Genomic DNA, 18,538 nt, shown 5'->3' on the forward strand with positions numbered 1-18,538 from the left:
CGCTGGCTGTCCTGCTGCGCTGTTCCGGGTCCGGCCCGGACCCCGTCACCACCGACGGGCCAGGTGACGAAACTGCGAGGGTACAGACGGTGAACGTGCTGGACATCCTGCTGCTGCTGGCTGCCGTGTGGTTCGCGGTCATCGGCTATCGCCAGGGTTTCGTCGTCGGCATCCTGTCGGTGATCGGCTTCCTCGGGGGCGGCCTCGTCGCCGTCTACCTGCTGCCGGTCATCTGGGACCGGTTGACCGAGGACGCCGAGGTCTCCACCGCCGTCGCCATCGGCGCGGTCGTCATCGTGATCGTCTGCGCCTCGATCGGCCAGGCCTTCACCACCCACCTGGGCAACAAGCTCCGCCGGTACATCACGTGGTCGCCCGCGCGCGCCCTGGACGCCACCGGCGGCGCCCTGGTCAATGTGGTGGCCATGCTGCTGGTGGCCTGGATGATCGGCCTGCTGCTGGCGGGCACCTCGCTGCCGACCCTCGGCAAAGAGGTCCGCAGCTCCTCGGTCCTGCTCGGGGTCGACCGGGTGATGCCGGAGCAGGCGCCCAGCTGGTTCCAGGACTTCTCCTCCGTCCTCGCGCAGAACGGCTTCCCGCAGGTCTTCAGCCCGTTCGCCAACGAACCGATCACCGAGGTCAAGGCCCCGGACCCGGCCCTCGTGGGCAGCCCGGTCGCCGCCCGCGCCAAGAAGTCGATCGTCAAGGTCGTGGGCACGGCCCCGAGCTGCGGCAAGGTCCTCGAAGGCACCGGCTTCGTCTTCTCCGAGCGCCGGGTGATGACCAACGCCCATGTGGTCGGCGGCGTGGAGGAGCCCACCGTGCAGATCGGCGGCGAAGGCCGGCTGTACGACGCGAAGGTCGTCCTCTACGACTGGCAGCGCGACATCGCGGTCCTGGACGTCCCCGATCTCCGGGCCAGGCCGCTGCAGTTCACCGGCCGGGACGACGACGCGGAGACCGGCGACAGCGCGATCGTCGCGGGCTTCCCCGAGAACGGCGCGTACGACGTGCGTTCGGCCCGCGTCCGCGCCCGCATCGACGCCGACGGCCCGGACATCTACCACCGGGGCACGGTGCGCCGTGATGTGTACTCGCTCTACGCGACGGTGCGCCAGGGCAACTCGGGCGGCCCGCTGCTCACTCCGGACGGAAAGGTGTACGGAGTGGTGTTCGCCAAGTCGCTCGACGACCCGGAGACCGGCTACGCGCTGACGGCCGACGAGATCCGCGAGGACATCGAGATCGGCCGCGAGGCCAACCAGCAGGTCGACAGCCAGGGCTGCGCCCTCTGAGGGCTGTCCCGCAGTACCTGGTGGGTCAGCGCCGGAAAAAGTCAGTTACGAGGGTGGCGGAGCCGTGCCGAGACCCAGCGGGCCCGACGGCGGAGGATGCGCGGAATCCCGAGACGGGAACGGTGAAGGTCATGCACATCGTGCACCCGGCCGCGGGGGCCGCCCCCCTCATGAGTGCTCACACCGGCTGACGCGGTGGAGCGGCGGTTGCGTGCTTCGTCAGTGAAGTCGTGCGTCCAGCCCATACCCCGACGTGTGCCCGTGACCCAAGGTCGGTAATCGTGTGCGAGTCAGCCAATTGGCCTATGCGGCAGGCAATTGGCTGTTCGTCGGACACGCGTGCCCACGCCGGGCGGGTGGCTACCGATCGGGCTCGGGGTCCTTGAGCCAGTTGATGAGTTCGGTGGAGAAGCCGATCGGATCCTCCTCGTGGGGGAAGTGCCCGACACCGTCGAAAAGTCGCCACCGGTAGGGCGCCTCGACGTACTGGCCGGACCCGGCCGAACTACGGGTGCGGACCGCCGGATCGAGCGACCCGTGCAGGTGCAGCGTGGGCACCCGGACCGGGCGCTTCATCCGCCGGTTGAACTGGATACCGTCCGGACGCGCCATCGACCGCACCATCCAGCGGTACGGCTCGATCGAGCAATGGGCGGTGGAGGGGATGCTCATCGCCCGCCGGTAGACGTCCAGGGCCTCCTCGTCGGGGAACTCCGGGGTGTGGGGGCCCGCCCAGTCCTGGATGAGGCTCCCGACCAGGGCGGCGTCGTCCGCGAGGAGCTGACGTTCCGGCAGCCATGGGCGCTGGAAACCCCAGACGTACGAACCGGCCCGCGACTGCGCGAAGTCGGACAGCATCGACGAGCGCCAGCGACGCGGGTGCGGCATGGAGGAGACGGCGAGCCGGCGGACCAGCTTGGGTCGCATCACGGCGGCGGTCCAGGCGAGGTAGCCGCCGAGGTCGTGGCCGACCAGGGCCGCGTCGGGCTCGCCGAGGGAGCGGATCACCCCGGTGACGTCGAGGGCCAGGTTGGCGGGGTCGTAACCGCGCGGGGTGCGGTCGCTGCCGCCCACCCCGCGCAGGTCCATCGCGACCGCCCGGAAGCCCGCGTCGGCGAGCGCGGTCAGCTGGTGGCGCCAGGTCCACCAGAACTGCGGGAAGCCGTGCAGCAGGAGCACCAGCGGCCCCTCGCCCATCTCCGCGATGTGGAACCGTGCACCGTTGGCCGCCACGTCGCGGTGGGTCCAGGGGCCGTCGATACGCACCGGGCCCCCGGTGGCGGCCCGGCCCGCCGGGCTCGTGGCCGGGGCGGCCGAACCCTCCGGGGCCACCGGACCCGTCGGGCCGAATGCGCTGGAATCGGGAACCGTCATGTGGACGAGCGTGCCACAGCGCCGGCCCTGTCCTTACCGGAGTCCTTACCGGAGCCGCCCTCGATGCCCTTCTTCGCCAGGCTGCTGCCGGAGCGCTCGATGATCGCGTCGGCCGTGATCGACGGGCGCGGGTGCGGCTTGGCCTTCTGCAGGACGGCGGCCGTCTGCTTGGCGGAGGCGATGGACTTCTCCGGCGGCTTGATCTTCTTGAACTTCCGCAGGCCGATGAATCCGATCAGGACGGCCAGGAGGATGAAGGCACCGGCCACGATCAGGAAGGACCACGCCAGGCCCAGGCCCAGGTTGTGGATCCCGTACGCGGCCGCGAAGCTCAGCATCGGCATCGTGAACAGCAGCAGCACGCCCGCGGCGATGAACGCCGCGCTGCCGATCGCCCCGCGCTTGACGTCCTGCCGCACCTCCGCCTTGGCGAGGGCGATCTCGTCGTGCACCAGTGCGGACATCTCGGCCGTCGCCGAGGCGACCAGCTGCCCGATGCTGCGGTCCGCACTGCCCGCGTAGTTGCCGGGGTCGCTCATCCTTGACTCCCTCTCCGTCTTCGACACATCCGATGTCAGATCATGCCGGACTGTTCGGCTCGTTGCGCGCTGCCCCCGCCCGCTCTTCGGCGAGACGGCGGTGTTCTGTCGCCTTTCGCTCCAGGATGGCGGCCATCCGCAGGTGGTATTCCGGATCATCCTGCTCGTAGATGTCGGGTACCCCGGATTCGTCCTCGTCCAGCTCCTCGGCCTCGTACAGCTCCTTGTACCTGCGTACCCGAAGCTTGAGCAGTACGCAGGCGAGCAGGGCCGCCATCAGCGAACCGAGGAGTACGGCGGCCTTGATCTCGTTGATCATCTCGGGGTCGCCCTCGAAGGCGAGCTCGCCGATGAGCAGCGAGACGGTGAACCCGATCCCGGCGAGTGCGGCGAGTGCCAGGACGTCTGCCCAGGCCAGATCCTTGTTGAGCTCCGCCTTGGTGAAGCGGGCGGCGAGGTAGGTGCCGCCGAAGATGCCGACGGTCTTGCCGACGACGAGACCGAGGACGACGCCGAGCGTTTCGGGCCGGGTGAAGACGCCGGCCAGCGCTTCGCCGTTCAGCGCGACCCCGGCCGAGAACAGGGCGAACAGCGGGACGGCGATCCCGGCCGACAGCGGGCGGACCAGGTGTTCGATGTGCTCGCCGGGGGAGTGCTTCTCGCCCTCGCGACGGCTGCAGCGCAGCATCAGGCCCATCGCCACACCGGCGATGGTGGCGTGGATGCCGCTGTTGTACATCAGGCCCCAGATGACCAGGGCGAGCGGCACGTAGACGTACCAGCCCCGGACGTCGAAGCGCAGGAGCAGGTAGAAGGCGGCCAGGCCGAGGACGGCCCCGCCGAGCGCCAGGAAGTTCAGGTCCGAGGTGAAGAACACCGCGATGATCAGGATCGCGAAGAGGTCGTCGACGACGGCCAGGGTCAGCAGGAAGGCCCGCAGCGCGGACGGCAGCGAGGTGCCGATCACCGCGAGGACGGCGAGCGCGAAGGCGATGTCGGTGGCTGTCGGGACCGCCCAGCCGTTCGTCGAGCCGCCGCCGACGACCACGGTGAGGAAGTAGACGAGGGCGGGCACCGCCATGCCGCACAGGGCCGCCACCACCGGGAGGGCCGCGGCCTTCGGATCGCGGAGTTCGCCCGCCACCAGTTCGCGCTTGAGCTCGACGCCGGCGACGAAGAAGAAGACCGCGAGCAGCCCGTCCGCCGCCCAGTGCGCGACGGAGAGGTCCAGGCCGATGGCCTCGATGCCGAAGTGGAACTTGCTGACCGTTTCGTAGGAGCCGCCGAAGGCGTTGGCCCAGACGAGCGCGGCGACCGCCGCAGCCAGCAGGAGCACCCCGCCGACCGTCTCGGTGCGGAGTGCTTCCGCCACGTAGTTCCGCTCGGTGAGGGAGAGCCGGCCGAGCAGCGGGCGCCGGGGCGGTGCGGGCGGCGCGGGCGTGGGCGGGTTGGGCGGTGCCACGAGAGGACCTCCAGGTCAGGGGCGGCATGAGGGCATGACTGATGGACATGCCGACCAGACTTCCCGGCGCCCCTGTGGAGATGTTCTCTGCAGTTGTGGTGAAGCGCCCACTCTACCGGGGGCGTAAAGAGTGGGGCCGTATTAGGTGATCTTCAGACTAAATGCCCGATGGGCACCCGGCGCGTTGCCGGATGCCCATCGGAGCCGTACTCATCACAACTCTGTTCTGTCCTGTCCTGTGCTGTCAGTCCGGTCAGTCCTCGGACGAGGAGGACGGCAGCTGGGTGGTGATCAGGTCCATCACCGAGGAGTCGGTCAGCGTGGTGACGTCGCCCAGCTCGCGGTTCTCGGCGACGTCGCGGAGCAGCCGGCGCATGATCTTGCCGGAGCGGGTCTTCGGCAGCTCGGCGACCGGCAGCACCCTCTTGGGCTTGGCGATCGGGCCGAGCGTCGTGCCGACGTGGTTGCGCAGGTCGGCGACCAGTTCGTCGGAGGCGCTGGCGGTGCCGCGCAGGATCACGAACGCCACGATGGCCTGGCCGGTCGTCTCGTCGGCGGCGCCGACCACGGCGGCCTCGGCGACCGACGGGTGGGAGACGAGGGCGGACTCGACCTCGGTGGTGGAGATGTTGTGCCCCGAGACGAGCATGACGTCGTCGACCCGGCCGAGCAGCCAGATATCGCCGTCCTCGTCCTTCTTCGCACCGTCGCCCGCGAAGTACTTGCCCTCGAAACGCGACCAGTAGGTGTCGATGAACCGCTGGTCGTCGCCCCAGATGGTGCGCAGCATCGAGGGCCACGGCTCGGTGAGGACGAGGTAGCCGCCCCCGCCGTCCGGCACCTCGTTGGCGTCGTCGTCGACGACGGTGGCGGCGATGCCCGGCAGCGCGCGCTGGGCGCTTCCCGGCTTCGTCTCCGTCACACCGGGCAGCGGCGAGATCATCATCGCGCCGGTCTCGGTCTGCCACCAGGTGTCCACGATGGGGCACGCGTCGGCGCCGATGTTCTTCCGGTACCACATCCACGCCTCGGGGTTGATCGGCTCACCGACCGAACCGAGGACGCGGAGGCTGCTCAGGTCGAACTTGGCGGGGATGTCGTCGCCCCACTTCATGAACGTACGGATCGCCGTCGGGGCGGTGTAGAGGATCGTGACGCCGTACTTCTGCACGATCTCCCAGAAGCGGCCCTGGTGCGGGGTGTCCGGGGTGCCCTCGTACATGACCTGCGTCGCACCGTTGGCCAGCGGCCCGTAGACGATGTAGGAGTGCCCGGTCACCCAGCCGATGTCGGCGGTGCACCAGTAGACGTCGGACTCCGGCTTGAGGTCGAAGACCGCGTGGTGCGTGTACGACGCCTGGGTGAGGTAGCCGCCGGAGGTGTGCAGGATGCCCTTCGGCTTACCCGTGGTGCCCGAGGTGTAGAGGATGAAGAGCGGCTGCTCGGCCTCGAAGGCCTCGGGGGTGTGCTCGGCGGACTGCCGGGCGGTGATCTCGTGCCACCAGACGTCGCGGCCCTCGGTCCACGCGGTGTCCTGGCCGGTGCGGCGGACGACGAGGACGTGCTCGACGTTCTCGAACCGGGAGACGGCGTCGTCGACGGCGGGCTTGAGCGCGGACGGCTTGCCGCGGCGGTAGCCGCCGTCGGCCGTGATGACGACCTTGGCGTCCGCGTCCTTGATGCGGGCGGCGATGGCGTCGGCCGAGAAGCCGCCGAAGACCACGGAGTGCGCGGCGCCGATACGGGCACACGCCAGCATCGCGATCGCGGCCTCGGGGATCATCGGCAGGTAGACGGCGACCCGGTCGCCCTTGCCGACGCCCAGCTCGGTCAGCGCGTTGGCGGCCCGGGAGACCTCGTCCTTCAGCTCCGCGTAGGTGATGGCCCGGCTGTCGCCCGGCTCGCCCTCGAAGTGAATGGCGACCCGGTCGCCGTTGCCCGCCTCGACGTGACGGTCCACGCAGTTGTACGCGACGTTCAGCTTGCCGTCCGCGAACCATTTCGCGAAGGGCGGGTTGCTCCAGTCGAGGGTCTCGGTCGGTTCGGTGTCCCACGTCAGGCGGCGGGCCTGCTCGGCCCAGAAGCCCAGCCGGTCCGCCTCGGCCTGCTCGTACGCCTCTGCGGTGACGTTGGCGTTGGCGGCCAGCTCAGCAGGCGGAGCGAATTTCCGCTCTTCCCGAAGCAGGTTGGCCAGGCTCTCGTTGCTCACGACTTCTCCCAGTCCCAGGGTGTCCGTTGTGTCCCGGGGCATAGCTCATCAGGCGCGGGGCCAGGTGACAAGGGCCTGCCGGGAATTGGTTTAGACCTGTGTCTTCGTGTATGGAGCCATGATCCCGTTCCGCGGCCGAGGGTCGCCGAACGACGCGTGGTGCACGGCGGTTACGTCCCCGTCGAGGTGCGTCGAGGCGTGTCGAGTGGGTCGGGTGGTCGGGGTGCGAGGCGGAACGGGGTCGCCTGGATGCACGGGCCCGGGGCTCGTCCGGTTCAGACCGGAGGCGTTCGGGCTAGTCGATAACTCTTATCAGTGAATAGGCAGCTTTTCATTCGGTATGTCGCCCTTGCTGTGTGGAACAGCGTGCGAATTTGGCCGCGCCGTGTCGGCACTTCGACGCAAATTACCTGCAAGGAAGAGGGTGGGCGGATGATGGCCGCCACGAAGAGGATCGCCTTGGGCGCCATGTCCACGGCCTTGGTCGCCGTTCTCGCGGGCTGTTCCGGAGCCGGGTCCGGAGGGTCCGCGTCCGGGGGCGCCGGAGCCGACGTGGAGAAGGGCTCCCATGGCGCCAAGGAGAATCCCCCGGCCGCCGCCGCCCCGAAGAACGCGGTCAAGCTCATCGGGGACGGGTCCACCGCTTTCACCGGGAACCAGCCGAAGATGCCGGCCGTCGAACGCCTGGCGCCCGGCGAGAAGCCTCCCCAGTTCGTGGTGTTCTCGTGGGACGGTGCCGGAGAGGACAGCCAGAAGCTCTTCTCGCACTTCCGCGGCGTGGCCAAAAAGTACAACGCCAAGATGACGTACTTCCTCAGTGGCGTGTACCTGCTGCCGGAGGACAAGAAGGACCTCTACCACCCGCCCCAGCACGCGCCGGGCCGTTCCGACATCGGCTTCAACGACACCGAGGGCATCCGCGACACCCTCGCCGAGGTGCGTGCCGCCTGGCTGGAAGGCAACGAGATCGGCACCCACTTCAACGGCCACTTCTGCGGCAAGGACGGTGGCGTCGGGACCTGGTCCGTCGATGAGTGGAAGAGCGAGATCAGCCAGGCGAAAGCTTTCGTCAAGAGCTGGAAGACCAACACGCCGGAGCTGAAGGACGAGGCCCCGCTCCCCTTCGACTACGACAAGGAACTGGTCGGCGCCCGCACCCCCTGCCTCGAAGGCCAGAAGAACATGGTCGCCGCCGCCCGCACCATGGGCTTCCGCTACGACTCCAGCGGCGTCGGCAATCAGGTCTGGCCCAAGAAGAAGGACGGGGTCTGGGACATTCCGCTCCAGCTCGTTCCGATGCCGGGCCGTGCCTTCGAGACGCTCTCGATGGACTACAACTTCATGGTCAACCAGTCCGGCACGGCCACCCAGGGGGACCCCTCCCAGCACGAGTACTGGGGCGACCAGATGCGGGACGGGCTGCTTCAGGCCTTTGACCGCTCGTACACCGGCAACCGGGCGCCCCTGATCATCGGCAACCACTTCGAGTCCTGGAACGGCGGCACCTACATGCGCGCCATCGAGGAGACCATCGCGCAGGTGTGTACCAAGGAGGGCGTGCGCTGCGTCTCCTTCCGGCAGCTCGCCGACTGGCTGGACGCGCAGGACCCGAAGACGCTGGCCAAGCTCACCACGCTCGGCGTCGGCGAGGCGCCGAAGACGGGCTGGTCGTCCTACCTCGGCACCCAGCCGGCGGCCGCGCGGCCCGCGGAAAAGGGCGCGGAGAAGGGCACGGAAAAGGTCCCGGGCGGGGATGCCGGGAAGGCGCTGGGCCAGGCTCCGGACGAGGCGGCGGGCCAGGGTGACACAGGTTCGGCTCCTGCGGGTGCGACTGGCTGAACACCGAAGGAACAATCGGCCGGAGCGTCGGCCGACCGCGGGGCACGACCTCTTTCGCCGACCATGCGCCGGCCACCTTCCGGTGGCCGGCGCATGTGTGTGGAGGGGCGGACGGAGTGGGACGGCGAGCGCGGGAAGCGGGGCGTGGGGGTGACGAGGGGGGTGGCGGCCCCAGTTGGCGAAAATGGTGGAGCCGGCGAACGCGGTGGCCCCACGTGCACACGCGACGCGTCAGACGGGTGCGGTCGCGCCCGCTCCTGCGTGCCGTTCGTCGAGCACGAAGGCGGGGTCGACCTGGGCGGCCAGGTCGGCGCCGGTCTTCTCGTTGCCCCAGCTCTCGGCGTTCTTCAGGTGGAAGTGCACCATCTGGCGTGTGTAGCGCTCCCAGTCGCGCAGCCCGTACGAGTCCTCGGCGGTGTCCTGCAGCGTCTGCAGGGCCATCCGGTTGTCGGCCTCCAGCAACTCGAACCGGGACGGCCGTCCCTTCTCCATCGACCGCACCCAGTCGGAGTGGCCGATCCCGATCAGCAGGTCGTCGCCGACCTCCGCACGCAGGAACTCCAGATCGTCCGGGCCCTGCACCTTGTTCCCGACGACCTTCAGGGCGACGCCGAAGTCGCGTGCGTACTCCTTGTACTGGCGGTACACCGACACCCCCTTGCGGGTCGGCTCCGCAACCAGGAAGGTCATGTCGAAGCGCGTGAACATGCCCGAGGCGAACGAGTCCGAGCCCGCCGTCATGTCGACCACGACGTACTCGTCGGGACCGTCGACCAGGTGGTTGAGGCAGAGTTCCACGGCCCCGACCTTGGAGTGGTAGCAGGCCACTCCGAGGTCGGACTCCGTGAAGGGCCCCGTCGCCATCAGCCGGATGTCCCCGTCGTCGAGCCGCACCGTGCGCGCGCAGGCCGCGAAGATCGGGTTGTCCTCACGGACCCGCAGCAGTCGGGAACCCTCGCCGGGCGGAGTCGTCTTGATCATCGTCTCGGCGGAAGCGATACGGGGGTTGGCGCCCCGTAGGTAGTCCTTGATGAGGGGGAGGTGCGCACCCATGGCGGGCAGCGCGGCGGCCTCCGCCTCGTCCAGGCCGAGAGCGGCCCCCAGATGCTGGTTGATGTCGGCGTCCACGGCGATGACGTGGGCTTCGTTGGCGGCGAGGTGGCGGATGAAGAGCGAGGACAGCGTGGTCTTTCCGCTGCCGCCCTTCCCGACGAAAGCGATCTTCATGTTCACCTAGGGTAGCGGCTCCATTGCGGTGCGCTGTCTCTGTTCGTGAAGAAGGCCACTTGAGGGTGGTGCGAGTGCGGTGGGCGCGTAGCCTCGCTACTTATGAGTACGACTGCCTCAGACCCGCTTGCCGCGCTCGGTTCCCTGCCCGGCGTTCCCGATGCCGTGGACTCCGTGCGCAAGGCCGTCGACCGGGTCTACGGTCATCGCGTCATGCGGCGCCGCAGCAACGAGGTCACGGCCGAAGCCGCGCTGCGGGGTTCTCGCGGTTCGGCCGCGCTGGCCGGTGCCGACTGGAACCTCGAGGAGGTGCGTCGGCGAACCGACTTCAGCGGTGAGGACGAGGCGCGCGTGATCGGCGCCGCGCTGAGGCTCACCGCGGAAGCTGGGCAACTCCTCTCCATCTGGCGGCAGTCGCCGCTGCGGGTGCTGGCCCGGTTGCATCTGGTGGCAGCCGGTGGGGCGACTCCCGACGACGCGGTGGGGCGTCCTCGGCTGACGGGTGAGCCCGTCGACGAGCCGCTGATCGAGGCACCGCTCCCAGGGGCCGAGGAGGTCGCCGGACGACTCGAAGGGCTCTCGCAACTGATCATCGCGGGCGGCAGCGCCCCTGCGCTGGTCACGGCCGCCGTGGTGCACGGCGAGCTGCTGGCGTTGCGCCCGTTCGGCTCGCACAACGGCCTGGTGGCCCGGACGGCTGAGCGCATCGTGCTGATCGGCAGTGGGCTGGATCCGAAGTCGATCTGCCCGGCCGAGGTGGGGCACGCGGAGCAGGGGCGGGCGGCCTATGTCGCGGCGTTCGAGGGCTACACGGCCGGAACCCCGGAGGGCATGGCCGCCTGGATGGCCCACTGCGGGCGCTCCGTCGAGCTGGGTGTGCGCGAGTCGACGGCGGTGTGCGAGGCGCTTCAGCGCGGCGCCGCCTGAGGGCCCCGTCGCGGCCTGGCCGGTGCCGCCTCGGTCGGGTGCTGGTGCGCTGGTGCCGCGCCTCGGCGGTGACGTGGTCCAGGGGTCGCCGGGGCCTCAGGTGGCCGATCGGACCTCAGGGGTGGCCTCAGGAGTGGGGCGCGGCCCAGAGGTCGACGTGGCCTCAGAGACGCAGGCCGCATCAAGGCGTGATCTGCCTCGGCTGATACGGCCTCAGGCCCGATGCGGCGGGCATCGGACGGCGCGGAGGAGGTCGCCTCCCGGGCGACCGAAGGGCGATGGCCAGGGGGGCAGGGGGAGCAGGGGGCAAGGGTTGCGGCGGCACCGATGTGCGGTGCCGCCGCTGGCACGTCCGCCCAGTTACCAAGCGTCCTCGTAGTTTGCCCATCAGGTCGGGTGCTTTGCCCGTCACCTGGTGCGGCTGGCCCGTAATCGACGGGTCGACGTCGCGTGGGTACTCGGCTTTCGTGCTCGGTCCGTGGGGCCGTTCTGCGTTACAGGTCATCCTCGCGGATGTCCTTGGTCTCGCGGGCCGTTAAATCCTTTGTACTCCAGGACCAGGGGAAGGGAAAGCCCTGGTCCCGCTTCTTTACTTTTAGGTTCAATCAAGGGCGAATCAGGCAGTGCGCAACTCCGGTGGCGCCCCCCGCCTTCCCCTCTGTCGCGCCTTGCCTCGATTCACCCGGGCGGGGTAGCGCCGACGATGCGCCGACGGCTGGCGTACCAGACCAGCCCGGCGGTGACCGCCGCCGCGCCGACCGCGGCCGCCGCCACGAGGGCGGGACGGGGCGGCATCGAGAAGGCGGGCAGCCGCTGCTTGAGTCGGACCGGGCGATTGAAGACGAGAATCGGCCACTCGCGAAGGGTCGCTTCGCGGCGCAGCGCGCGGTCGGGGTTGACCGCGTGTGGGTGGCCGACCGACTCCAGCATCGGTACATCGGTCGCGGAGTCGCTGTAGGCGTAGCAGCGCGAAAGGTCGTACCCCTCCGAGATCGCGAGCGCCTTCACGGCCTCGGCCTTGGTCGGCCCGTAGGCGTAGTACTCGACCTCGCCCGTGAAGCAGCCGTCGTCGCCGACGACCATGCGCGTGGCGACGACGCGGTCCGCGCCGAGCAATTCGCCGATGGGCTCGACGACTTCGGCGCCCGAGGTCGAAACGATGACCACATCGCGCCCCGCTGTGTGGTGTTCTTCGATGAGGGTGGCGGCCTCGTCGTAGATGATCGGGTCGATCAGGTCGTGCAGGGTCTCGGCGACGATCTCCTTGACCTGCTGGACGTTCCACCCCTTGCAGAGGGCGGAGAGATATTCACGCATCCGCTCCATCTGGTCGTGATCGGCGCCCCCGGCGAGGAACACAAACTGTGCGTACGCGGTGCGCAGTACAGCGCGGCGGTTGATCAGTCCGCCTTGGTAGAAGGACTTGCTGAAGGTCAGCGTCGAAGACTTCGCAATGACCGTCTTGTCCAGGTCAAAGAAGGCTGCTGTGCGCGGCGAGAAGCAGTTTTCCACAACGCTGAGCATAGGGGCCCACCATTCGGCGTAAAATCCGGCGTGTGGGTTTGCCTGAGAAGGCCCTCGGGTACACCATGGAAGTCACGGATCGTTCGCGACCGTGCTAACCCGGTCCGACTCCTCCCCCCCCCGAGTCGGCCGTGGGGACGACCCCCGCTCTCCCCCCCGGCGGGGGTCGTCGCATGTCCGGACGCGTTTCAGGGGGTGGAAGCCACCTGAGCCTCCCTTCCGGCCGCCATCGGCCTGATCGTGCGAGCTGGTGCCGTGCGTCTCGCCTCGTCACAGTGTGTAGCCAGAGGGCTGCGCTGCGGAAGTCGCTGGTTCGGGTTACGAAGTTATTCACAGGCCCGAAGTTGTCCACAGTTTTTCATCAAGATCCACATGGTTTTCCGCGGTGCTGCACGTTGATTCCACCCGCGAAGTCCGCGGGTGCCGGAATCGCGCATCTCGGAAACGCTCCGAGAACACCGCGAACCGCACTGAAGGGGCAGCGAGAAGGGGGCGGAGATCGTGGCTGGATCCATCGCAGGAGAAGGAGCGGCGGGCGCCGAGGGGCGGCGCGGAGGCCCGCTGATCGTGACGGAGGACGTGGAACTGCTCGACGACCTGCTGCGGCTGTGCGCGGCGGCCGGAGCCGAGCCGGAAGTTCATCACGGGCCACCCGGGCGTCGTGGCGGCTGGGAGCGGGCTCCGATGGTGCTGGTGGGAGATGACGCCGCCGCGCGTTGTCGGGGCGCCGGCCGGCGGAAGGGGGTGATGCTGGTGGGCCGGGACCAGGACGACCCGGACGTGTGGCGGCGCGCGGTGGAGATCGGGGCCGAGTATGTGCTGCGACTGCCCGATTCCGAGGGCTGGCTCGTCGATCAGATCGCCAACGCCGCCGAAGGCGTGGGACGCCCCGCGTTCACCGTCGGTGTGATGGGCGGCAGGGGCGGCTCCGGCGCGTCAACGCTGGCCTGCGCCCTCGCCGTGAGTGCGGCGAGGTCCGGTGGGCGGACGATGCTGATCGACGCCGACCCGCTGGGAGGCGGGATCGACGTCCTGCTCGGCGGCGAACGTGCCGAAGGCCTGCGGTGGCCGGATTTCGCGCAATCGAAGGGCCGTCTCGGAGGCGGAGCCCTTGAGGACTCGCTGCCCGCGCTCCACGGGCTGCGGGTGCTGAGTTGGGGCCGGGACGACGAGGTGGTGATCCCGCCGCAGGCGATGCGTGCGGTGCTGGCCGCCGCTCGGAGGCTCGGCGGTGTGGTGGTCGTGGACCTCCCGCGCCGGGTCGACGAGGGCGTCGCCGAAGCGTTGGCCCAACTCGATCTCGGCCTGCTCGTGGTGCCGGGCGAACTGCGCGCGGTAGCAGCGGCCAGGCGCGTCGCGGCGACGGCCCGAATGGTGTTGGACGACCTGCGGGTGGTGCCCAGGGGGCCGTATGCGTCAGGTCTGGACGGGCGATGGGTCGCCCGGGCCATCGGCCTCCCGCTCGTCGGTGAACTTCCGCCGGAACCGGGCCTTCTGGTCTCCCAGGACGATGGGACTCCGCCCGGCGGCAGTGCCCGGGGCCCGCTGGCCCGGTTCTGTTCGGCCTTCTGGGAACAGGTTGCGGCGGCCGGTGACACAAGCCCCGTGACCGGCCCGCCCGGGGGAGGGACGGCATGACGGACGAACTGCTCGACGCCGTACGCCAGCGGCTGGCACGCAGCGGTGCCGCTCCCACCCCGGCCGGGGTGGCCGCCGCACTACGGGCGCAGGGGCGGTTGCTGGGGGATGCCGAGGTGCTCGGGGCCGCGGCAGAGCTGCGCGGCGAGCTCGTCGGCACGGGAGTGCTGGAGCCGTTGCTCGCGGATCCGGAGGTGACCGATGTGCTGGTCTCCGCGCCGGACAGGGTGTGGGTGGACCGGGGCGGTGGGCTCCAGTTGACGGGCGTCACCTTCCCGGACGCGGCGGCGGTGCGGAGGCTGGCCCAGCGTCTCGCCGCGGTGGCCGGCAGGAGGTTGGACGACGCACGGCCATGGGTGGACGCACGGCTGCCTGACGGCACACGGATGCACGCCGTGCTGCCCCCGGTGTCCGTCGGCTCGACCTGCCTCTCCCTGCGGGTGGTGCGGCCACGGGCCTTCTCGCTGGCGGAGTTGGTGGACGCGGGCACGGTGCCGCCGGGCGGAGACCGGATCCTGCGGGCCCTCGTCGAAGCGCGGATCTCCTATGTGATCAGCGGCGGCACCGGGGCGGGCAAGACGACGCTCCTCGCCAGTCTGCTGGGCGCGGTCGGCGCGAACGAGAGGATCGTGCTCGCCGAGGACTCCGCCGAGCTGCGGCCGGACCACCCGCATGTGGTCCGCCTGGAGTCCCGTCCGGCCAATCAGGAGGGTGCGGGCCGGGTGACGTTGCGGGATCTGGTGCGGCAGGCACTGCGCATGCGGCCCGACCGGTTGGTGGTCGGAGAGGTGCGGGGCGCTGAAGTCACCCAGTTGTTGGCCGCCCTGAACACCGGACACGAAGGCGGGTGCGGCACCGTCCACGCCAATGCCGCCGAGCATGTACCGGCCCGGCTGGAGGCTCTGGGCACCGCGGCCGGTCTCGACCGGGTGGCCCTGCACAGCCAGTTGGCGGCAGCGCTCTCGGTGGTCGTGCATCTCGTGCGGGACCGCGCGGGGCAACGGCGGGTTGCCGAGGTGCACGTCCTGGAGCGGGACGCGGCGGGTCTGGTCCTCACGGTTCCGGCCCTGAGCTGGGGCATCGGCGGATTTGTTCCGGAGCGGGGATGGGAACGGCTGCGGTCGCTGATCGGGGGCGCGCTGTGACGGGGGCGACATCCGCGTACGCGGCCCATGCGGTGGCTCTCTGCGCGGGCTCAGCGGTGTGGCTCGCGATGGTGCGGGACACGAATGTTCGGCGGGCGCGCGTGCTGTTCGTGGACGCTCCCACCGAGTCACGTCCGACATGGAGCCGGTGGCCATGCCTGCTCAAGGCTCTGAGGCGTGTGACGGAGGCGGCCCGGGGGCGTCGGGAGTGGTGGTGCGTTCCGGTCGCGGTGCTGCTTGCGGTGGTGGGCGGTTCGGTGCTGCCGCTGATCGCGGGGGCCGTGGCGGTTCCGTTGGTGCGCCGGTGGCTGCGGAGGCGGGCGGGAGCGCGGGAGGCGGAGCGGGCCGCGACCGCGGTGGCGGCGTTGTGCGGAGCCGTGGTCGGGGAGCTGAGAGCCGGCCGCGAGCCGGGACAGGCGTTGCTGGTCGCGCTGCGCGAAGGCCTGGCGGAGGACGGCTTCCTGGCGAGACCCGCTTCGGGCGGCCGACTGGGGGAGGCGGAGGCCGCGGTGTTGGCGGCGGCGCGGTTCGGTGGCGATGTGCCGGCGGCGCTGCGGCAGGCGGCGGCGGGCCCGGGGCTGGAGGGCCTGTCCGGGATGGCCGCGTGCTGGCGAGTGGCCGCGGACGGCGGGGCCGGGTTGGCGGCCGGTCTGGAGCGCCTGGAGGCCGCGCTGCGGGAGGACCGGCGCAGACGGGAGGAGCTACGCGCCCAACTGGCGGGAGCCTGGTCGACGGTCGTGGTCCTGGCGCTGCTCCCGATCGCGGGCCTGGGGCTGGGAGCGGCGCTCGGAGCCGAACCCTTGCGGGTACTGCTGCATACCCCGGGCGGTCTGGCCTGCCTGGCGGTGGGGGCGTTCCTGGAGGCGGCCGGGCTGTACTGGGCCTGCCGGATCGTGCGCGGAGGGGAGACGGTGTGAACGCGGCGGGCGGAGAAGTTCTCCACAGCCTGGGGATGTCGGCGGCGGCGCTGGGCGCGGCGGCGCAGCTGGCCGCCGTGACCGCCGCCAGATTGCGGAGACGGGCGGTTCGCGGGCGGGGCGCACTGTTGCTGGGGACGGCCATCGTGGCACGGCCCGGCAGGTGGAGCCTGCTGGGCGCACCGTTACGGGCGAGCAGTGGATCGGGTCTCTCCGAGGCCGCTCGGCGGTGGGCTGCTCCGGCCGGGGCCTGGTTGGCCGGATGGATTCTGGTCAGTGGTGTTTTGGGCTGCGCGGTCGGTTCGGCCGCGGCGTACGTGACGTGGCGGTGGCAGCGAACCCGGACCCCCACTCGTCCCGGCGGTACCCCTCGGGAGCGGGCCGTGATCGCCGGGCAGCTTCCGCTGGCCGCGGATCTGCTGGCGGCCTGTATCGCGGTCGGGGCAGGCCCCCGGGAGGCGGCCGAGGAGGTGGGCGAGTCCCTCGGCGGCCCGGTCGGCGATCGGCTCGCCCGGACCGCCGCAGAGATCCGCCTCGGCGGCGAACCGGCCGAGGCGTGGGGCCGGTTCGGGGAGATACCGGGCGCAGGCCCGCTGGCCCGCTGTCTGCACCGGGCAGGTTCGACGGGAGCCCCGGCCGCAGAGCCGGTTGCCAGACTGGCCGAGTCGATGCGCGCCGAACGAGGCGCTGCGGCGGTGGCGCGCGTGCAACGGGCCGGAGTGCTGATCACCGCGCCGGTCGGCCTCTGCTTCCTCCCCGCCTTCCTGGCGGTCGGGGTGGCGCCGGTGATCATCGGCCTGGCCGGCGATCTGCTCGCGACCGGCCGCCCGGGCTGGTGAGCCTGTGCGCGGCTCGCGGCCGGCGATGACTGGTCGCTGTCATTCATTTCGCTGTCATTCACGGGTGTTCCGTTCGGGCGCCCGCTCGTTATCGATGCTCATCGGGGGATGAAATGGAAACGAAGTTCTGGGACCGGGCCGTTGACGTTCTGCTCGGAGGCCGGCTGTCCACAGGTGTGCCGGACCGGACGGCGAAGTGGGCCGCACGGTGGGCGGGGCGGCTCGGTCGGTCCGACCGAGGGATGACCACGTCCGAGTACGCGGTGGGAACCATCGCCGCGTGCGCCTTCGCCGCGGTGCTCTACAAGGTGGTGAACAGCGGGCCGGTGCTGTCGGCGCTGCAGTCGCTGGTCGAGGACGCGCTCGATGCGAAGTTCTGAGGTCCTGTCGGGGCCCTGGCCGGGGGAGGGGACCGTGGCGTCGGACCGCGGCCTTCCCCGGGGGCTGCCGCGGCGCCCGACCACGAGCGGCTACGGGGGTGGCGACAGGGGCGCGGTGACCGCGGAGGCGGCCGTGGTCATTCCGGTGCTGGTCGCCTTCGCCATGGCGCTGCTGTGGGCGTTGATGGCGGCATCGGACCAGATCCGGTGCGTGGACGCGGCGCGGGCGGGGGCACGGGCGGCCGCCCGTTCGGAGCCGGAGGCGGCGGTTCTGGAAACCGCGCGTGACGCGGCGCCCCACGGTGCCCGGGTCGAGGTGGGGAGGGCGGGAGACCTGTGGCACGTCCGGGTGGAGTCCCCGACCCCGGGGCCGGGCGTGCTGGCCCTGACGTTGAGCGCCGAGGCGGCCGCCCTGGCGGAGGACACGGTCGGGGGCGCCGCGCCATGAGGGCGAGGGAGTCAGGGGGCCAGGGGCTGAACGGGTGTCGGTGCCGGGGCCGGTTTCGGCTGTGGGGTTGGGACGGAGGGGAGGACGAGGGCAAGGGCGAGGAGAGGGGTAGGGGGCGGGGCATGGGGCGTGGCGCGGGCAGGGGTACGGACCGGGGTGTGGGCCGGCGAGTGGTTCGGATCGCAGCCCGGGTCGCACGCCGGATCGCGATCCAGCGTGCGGGGCGTGGCGCGGACCGAGGTATGGCGACGGTGTGGGTGGCTGTCACCGCGACCGGTCTTTGCACCGTGTTCGCCGTGGTGCTCGCGCTGGGACAGGTTGTGGCTGCCCGTCACCGGGCGGGCGGGGCCGCGGATCTGGCGGCCCTCGCGGCTGCGGGCCGGGCGTTGGAAGGGGTGGTGGTCGCGTGTGAGACGGCCCGGCGGGTAGCCCTGGCACAGGGTGCCGTGCTCGTTCGCTGCGTGGTGCAGGGGGAGATCGCCGATGTGACCGCCCGCTCGGGATTCGGGCCCTACCTACCTGCCGTCAGGGCCCGGGCCGGGCCTCCCGCCGACCCTGGCGCCGGATCTCCGGCCGATCCCGGGGCGGGCCCGTCGGGCAATCCCCGAACCGGACCACGGACCACCGGCTGATGTCCCGGCCGGGCTCGCCCGGACCGCGTGTTCCGCACCCGGCCCGTGCGGGCGCCCGTGGGCCCGGTGGCATCATCGACGGACGTGACCTCCTGACAGCGCGCCTCCAGGGACCGTGCGTCCGGGCAGAGCCTCCCGACAGG

Annotated in this window: 17 protein-coding genes; 10 read left to right on the plus strand and 7 right to left on the minus strand. The window is 70.8% G+C overall.

Annotated features, from left to right (window positions below):
- Positions 1-89: 89 nt before the first annotated feature.
- Complete coding sequence (locus CR470_RS07750; RefSeq protein WP_097866820.1) at positions 90-1,295, plus strand: MarP family serine protease; 1,206 nt, start codon at positions 90-92, stop codon at positions 1,293-1,295.
- A 41-nt stretch (positions 1,296-1,336) separates the two neighbouring features.
- Here the strand turns inward: CR470_RS07750 and CR470_RS40395 are convergent, their stop codons facing one another.
- The 5 genes from CR470_RS40395 to acs form a co-directional block, all read right to left on the minus strand.
- Positions 1,337-1,540, minus strand: a complete 204-nt coding sequence (locus CR470_RS40395; protein WP_073740733.1) for a hypothetical protein — start codon at positions 1,538-1,540, stop codon at positions 1,337-1,339.
- Between the two features lie 115 nt (positions 1,541-1,655).
- Positions 1,656-2,669 carry an alpha/beta fold hydrolase gene (locus tag CR470_RS07760; RefSeq protein ID WP_097866821.1) on the minus strand — a complete coding sequence of 338 codons (1,014 nt, stop codon included), beginning with the start codon at positions 2,667-2,669 and terminating at the stop codon, positions 1,656-1,658.
- Positions 2,666-3,208 carry a phage holin family protein gene (locus tag CR470_RS07765; protein WP_097866822.1) on the minus strand — a complete coding sequence of 181 codons (543 nt, stop codon included), beginning with the start codon at positions 3,206-3,208 and terminating at the stop codon, positions 2,666-2,668. The genes CR470_RS07760 and CR470_RS07765 overlap by 4 nt, the downstream gene beginning before the upstream one ends.
- Before the next feature lie 40 nt (positions 3,209-3,248).
- Positions 3,249-4,670 carry a Na+/H+ antiporter NhaA gene (nhaA, locus tag CR470_RS07770; RefSeq protein WP_097866823.1) on the minus strand — a complete coding sequence of 474 codons (1,422 nt, stop codon included), beginning with the start codon at positions 4,668-4,670 and terminating at the stop codon, positions 3,249-3,251.
- A gap of 253 nt (positions 4,671-4,923) precedes the next feature.
- A complete protein-coding gene (gene acs, locus CR470_RS07775; protein ID WP_097866824.1) occupies positions 4,924-6,921 on the minus strand; it encodes an acetate--CoA ligase in 1,998 nt (665 codons plus the stop codon).
- A gap of 390 nt (positions 6,922-7,311) precedes the next feature.
- On the opposite strand from acs, the gene CR470_RS07780 reads away from it, so the two are divergent.
- Positions 7,312-8,718: a hypothetical protein gene (locus tag CR470_RS07780; protein ID WP_097866825.1), complete on the plus strand. Its 1,407-nt coding sequence runs from the start codon at positions 7,312-7,314 to the stop codon at positions 8,716-8,718.
- Positions 8,719-8,949: 231 nt separating this feature from the next.
- Here CR470_RS07780 and CR470_RS07785 read toward each other — a convergent pair whose 3' ends face one another.
- Positions 8,950-9,945, minus strand: a complete 996-nt coding sequence (locus CR470_RS07785; RefSeq protein ID WP_097866838.1) for a nucleotide-binding protein — start codon at positions 9,943-9,945, stop codon at positions 8,950-8,952.
- 102 nt (positions 9,946-10,047) lie between these two features.
- Here CR470_RS07785 and CR470_RS07790 point away from each other — a divergent pair, with 102 nt between their 5' ends.
- The gene (locus CR470_RS07790) at positions 10,048-10,872 is read left to right on the plus strand and encodes an oxidoreductase (protein ID WP_097866826.1); all 825 of its coding nucleotides are present in this window, start codon (positions 10,048-10,050) and stop codon (positions 10,870-10,872) included.
- A gap of 678 nt (positions 10,873-11,550) precedes the next feature.
- Here CR470_RS07790 and CR470_RS07795 read toward each other — a convergent pair.
- Complete coding sequence (locus tag CR470_RS07795) at positions 11,551-12,396, minus strand: HAD family hydrolase (protein WP_097866827.1); 846 nt, start codon at positions 12,394-12,396, stop codon at positions 11,551-11,553.
- A gap of 501 nt (positions 12,397-12,897) precedes the next feature.
- Between CR470_RS07795 and ssd the strand changes: the two genes are divergently transcribed.
- From ssd to CR470_RS07830, 7 genes are all read left to right on the plus strand, one after another.
- On the plus strand, positions 12,898-14,034 hold the full coding sequence (gene ssd, locus CR470_RS07800) for a septum site-determining protein Ssd (RefSeq protein ID WP_179892178.1): 1,137 nt from the start codon (positions 12,898-12,900) through the stop codon (positions 14,032-14,034).
- Positions 14,031-15,179 (plus strand): TadA family conjugal transfer-associated ATPase, encoded by a 1,149-nt coding sequence (locus CR470_RS07805; protein ID WP_097866828.1) that lies wholly within the window; start codon positions 14,031-14,033, stop codon positions 15,177-15,179. Before ssd ends, CR470_RS07805 begins: the two co-directional genes overlap by 4 nt.
- The gene (locus CR470_RS07810) at positions 15,176-16,096 is read left to right on the plus strand and encodes a type II secretion system F family protein (protein ID WP_097866840.1); all 921 of its coding nucleotides are present in this window, start codon (positions 15,176-15,178) and stop codon (positions 16,094-16,096) included. The genes CR470_RS07805 and CR470_RS07810 overlap by 4 nt, the downstream gene beginning before the upstream one ends.
- Complete coding sequence (locus CR470_RS07815) at positions 16,093-16,935, plus strand: type II secretion system F family protein (RefSeq protein WP_097866829.1); 843 nt, start codon at positions 16,093-16,095, stop codon at positions 16,933-16,935. Before CR470_RS07810 ends, CR470_RS07815 begins: the two co-directional genes overlap by 4 nt.
- A 113-nt stretch (positions 16,936-17,048) precedes the next feature.
- A complete protein-coding gene (locus tag CR470_RS07820) occupies positions 17,049-17,315 on the plus strand; it encodes a DUF4244 domain-containing protein (protein ID WP_097866830.1) in 267 nt (88 codons plus the stop codon).
- On the plus strand, positions 17,302-17,763 hold the full coding sequence (locus CR470_RS07825) for a TadE family type IV pilus minor pilin (RefSeq protein ID WP_097866831.1): 462 nt from the start codon (positions 17,302-17,304) through the stop codon (positions 17,761-17,763). Before CR470_RS07820 ends, CR470_RS07825 begins: the two co-directional genes overlap by 14 nt.
- A 242-nt stretch (positions 17,764-18,005) precedes the next feature.
- Positions 18,006-18,395, plus strand: a complete 390-nt coding sequence (locus tag CR470_RS07830; RefSeq protein WP_097866832.1) for an Rv3654c family TadE-like protein — start codon at positions 18,006-18,008, stop codon at positions 18,393-18,395.
- Positions 18,396-18,538: the final 143 nt, after the last annotated feature.

The organism is Streptomyces sp. rh34 (assembly GCF_002551245.1).
GTDB lineage: Bacteria > Actinomycetota > Actinomycetes > Streptomycetales > Streptomycetaceae > Streptomyces.

Bases quoted from the DNA above. Each gene is read 5' to 3' on its own strand.
- CR470_RS07830 (WP_097866832.1), top strand. From the start codon at position 18,006: ATGGCGACGGTGTGGGTGGCTGTCACCGCGACCGGTCTTTGCACCGTG.
- CR470_RS40395 (WP_073740733.1), bottom strand. From the start codon at position 1,540: ATGGGCTGGACGCACGACTTCACTGACGAAGCACGCAACCGCCGCTCC.
- CR470_RS07760 (WP_097866821.1), bottom strand. From the start codon at position 2,669: ATGACGGTTCCCGATTCCAGCGCATTCGGCCCGACGGGTCCGGTGGCC.
- CR470_RS07805 (WP_097866828.1), top strand. From the start codon at position 14,031: ATGACGGACGAACTGCTCGACGCCGTACGCCAGCGGCTGGCACGCAGC.
- CR470_RS07820 (WP_097866830.1), top strand. From the start codon at position 17,049: ATGGAAACGAAGTTCTGGGACCGGGCCGTTGACGTTCTGCTCGGAGGC.
- CR470_RS07765 (WP_097866822.1), bottom strand. From the start codon at position 3,208: ATGAGCGACCCCGGCAACTACGCGGGCAGTGCGGACCGCAGCATCGGG.
- CR470_RS07795 (WP_097866827.1), bottom strand. From the start codon at position 12,396: ATGCTCAGCGTTGTGGAAAACTGCTTCTCGCCGCGCACAGCAGCCTTC.
- CR470_RS07780 (WP_097866825.1), top strand. From the start codon at position 7,312: ATGATGGCCGCCACGAAGAGGATCGCCTTGGGCGCCATGTCCACGGCC.
- acs (WP_097866824.1), bottom strand. From the start codon at position 6,921: ATGCCCCGGGACACAACGGACACCCTGGGACTGGGAGAAGTCGTGAGC.
- CR470_RS07825 (WP_097866831.1), top strand. From the start codon at position 17,302: ATGCGAAGTTCTGAGGTCCTGTCGGGGCCCTGGCCGGGGGAGGGGACC.
- CR470_RS07790 (WP_097866826.1), top strand. From the start codon at position 10,048: ATGAGTACGACTGCCTCAGACCCGCTTGCCGCGCTCGGTTCCCTGCCC.
- CR470_RS07785 (WP_097866838.1), bottom strand. From the start codon at position 9,945: ATGAAGATCGCTTTCGTCGGGAAGGGCGGCAGCGGAAAGACCACGCTG.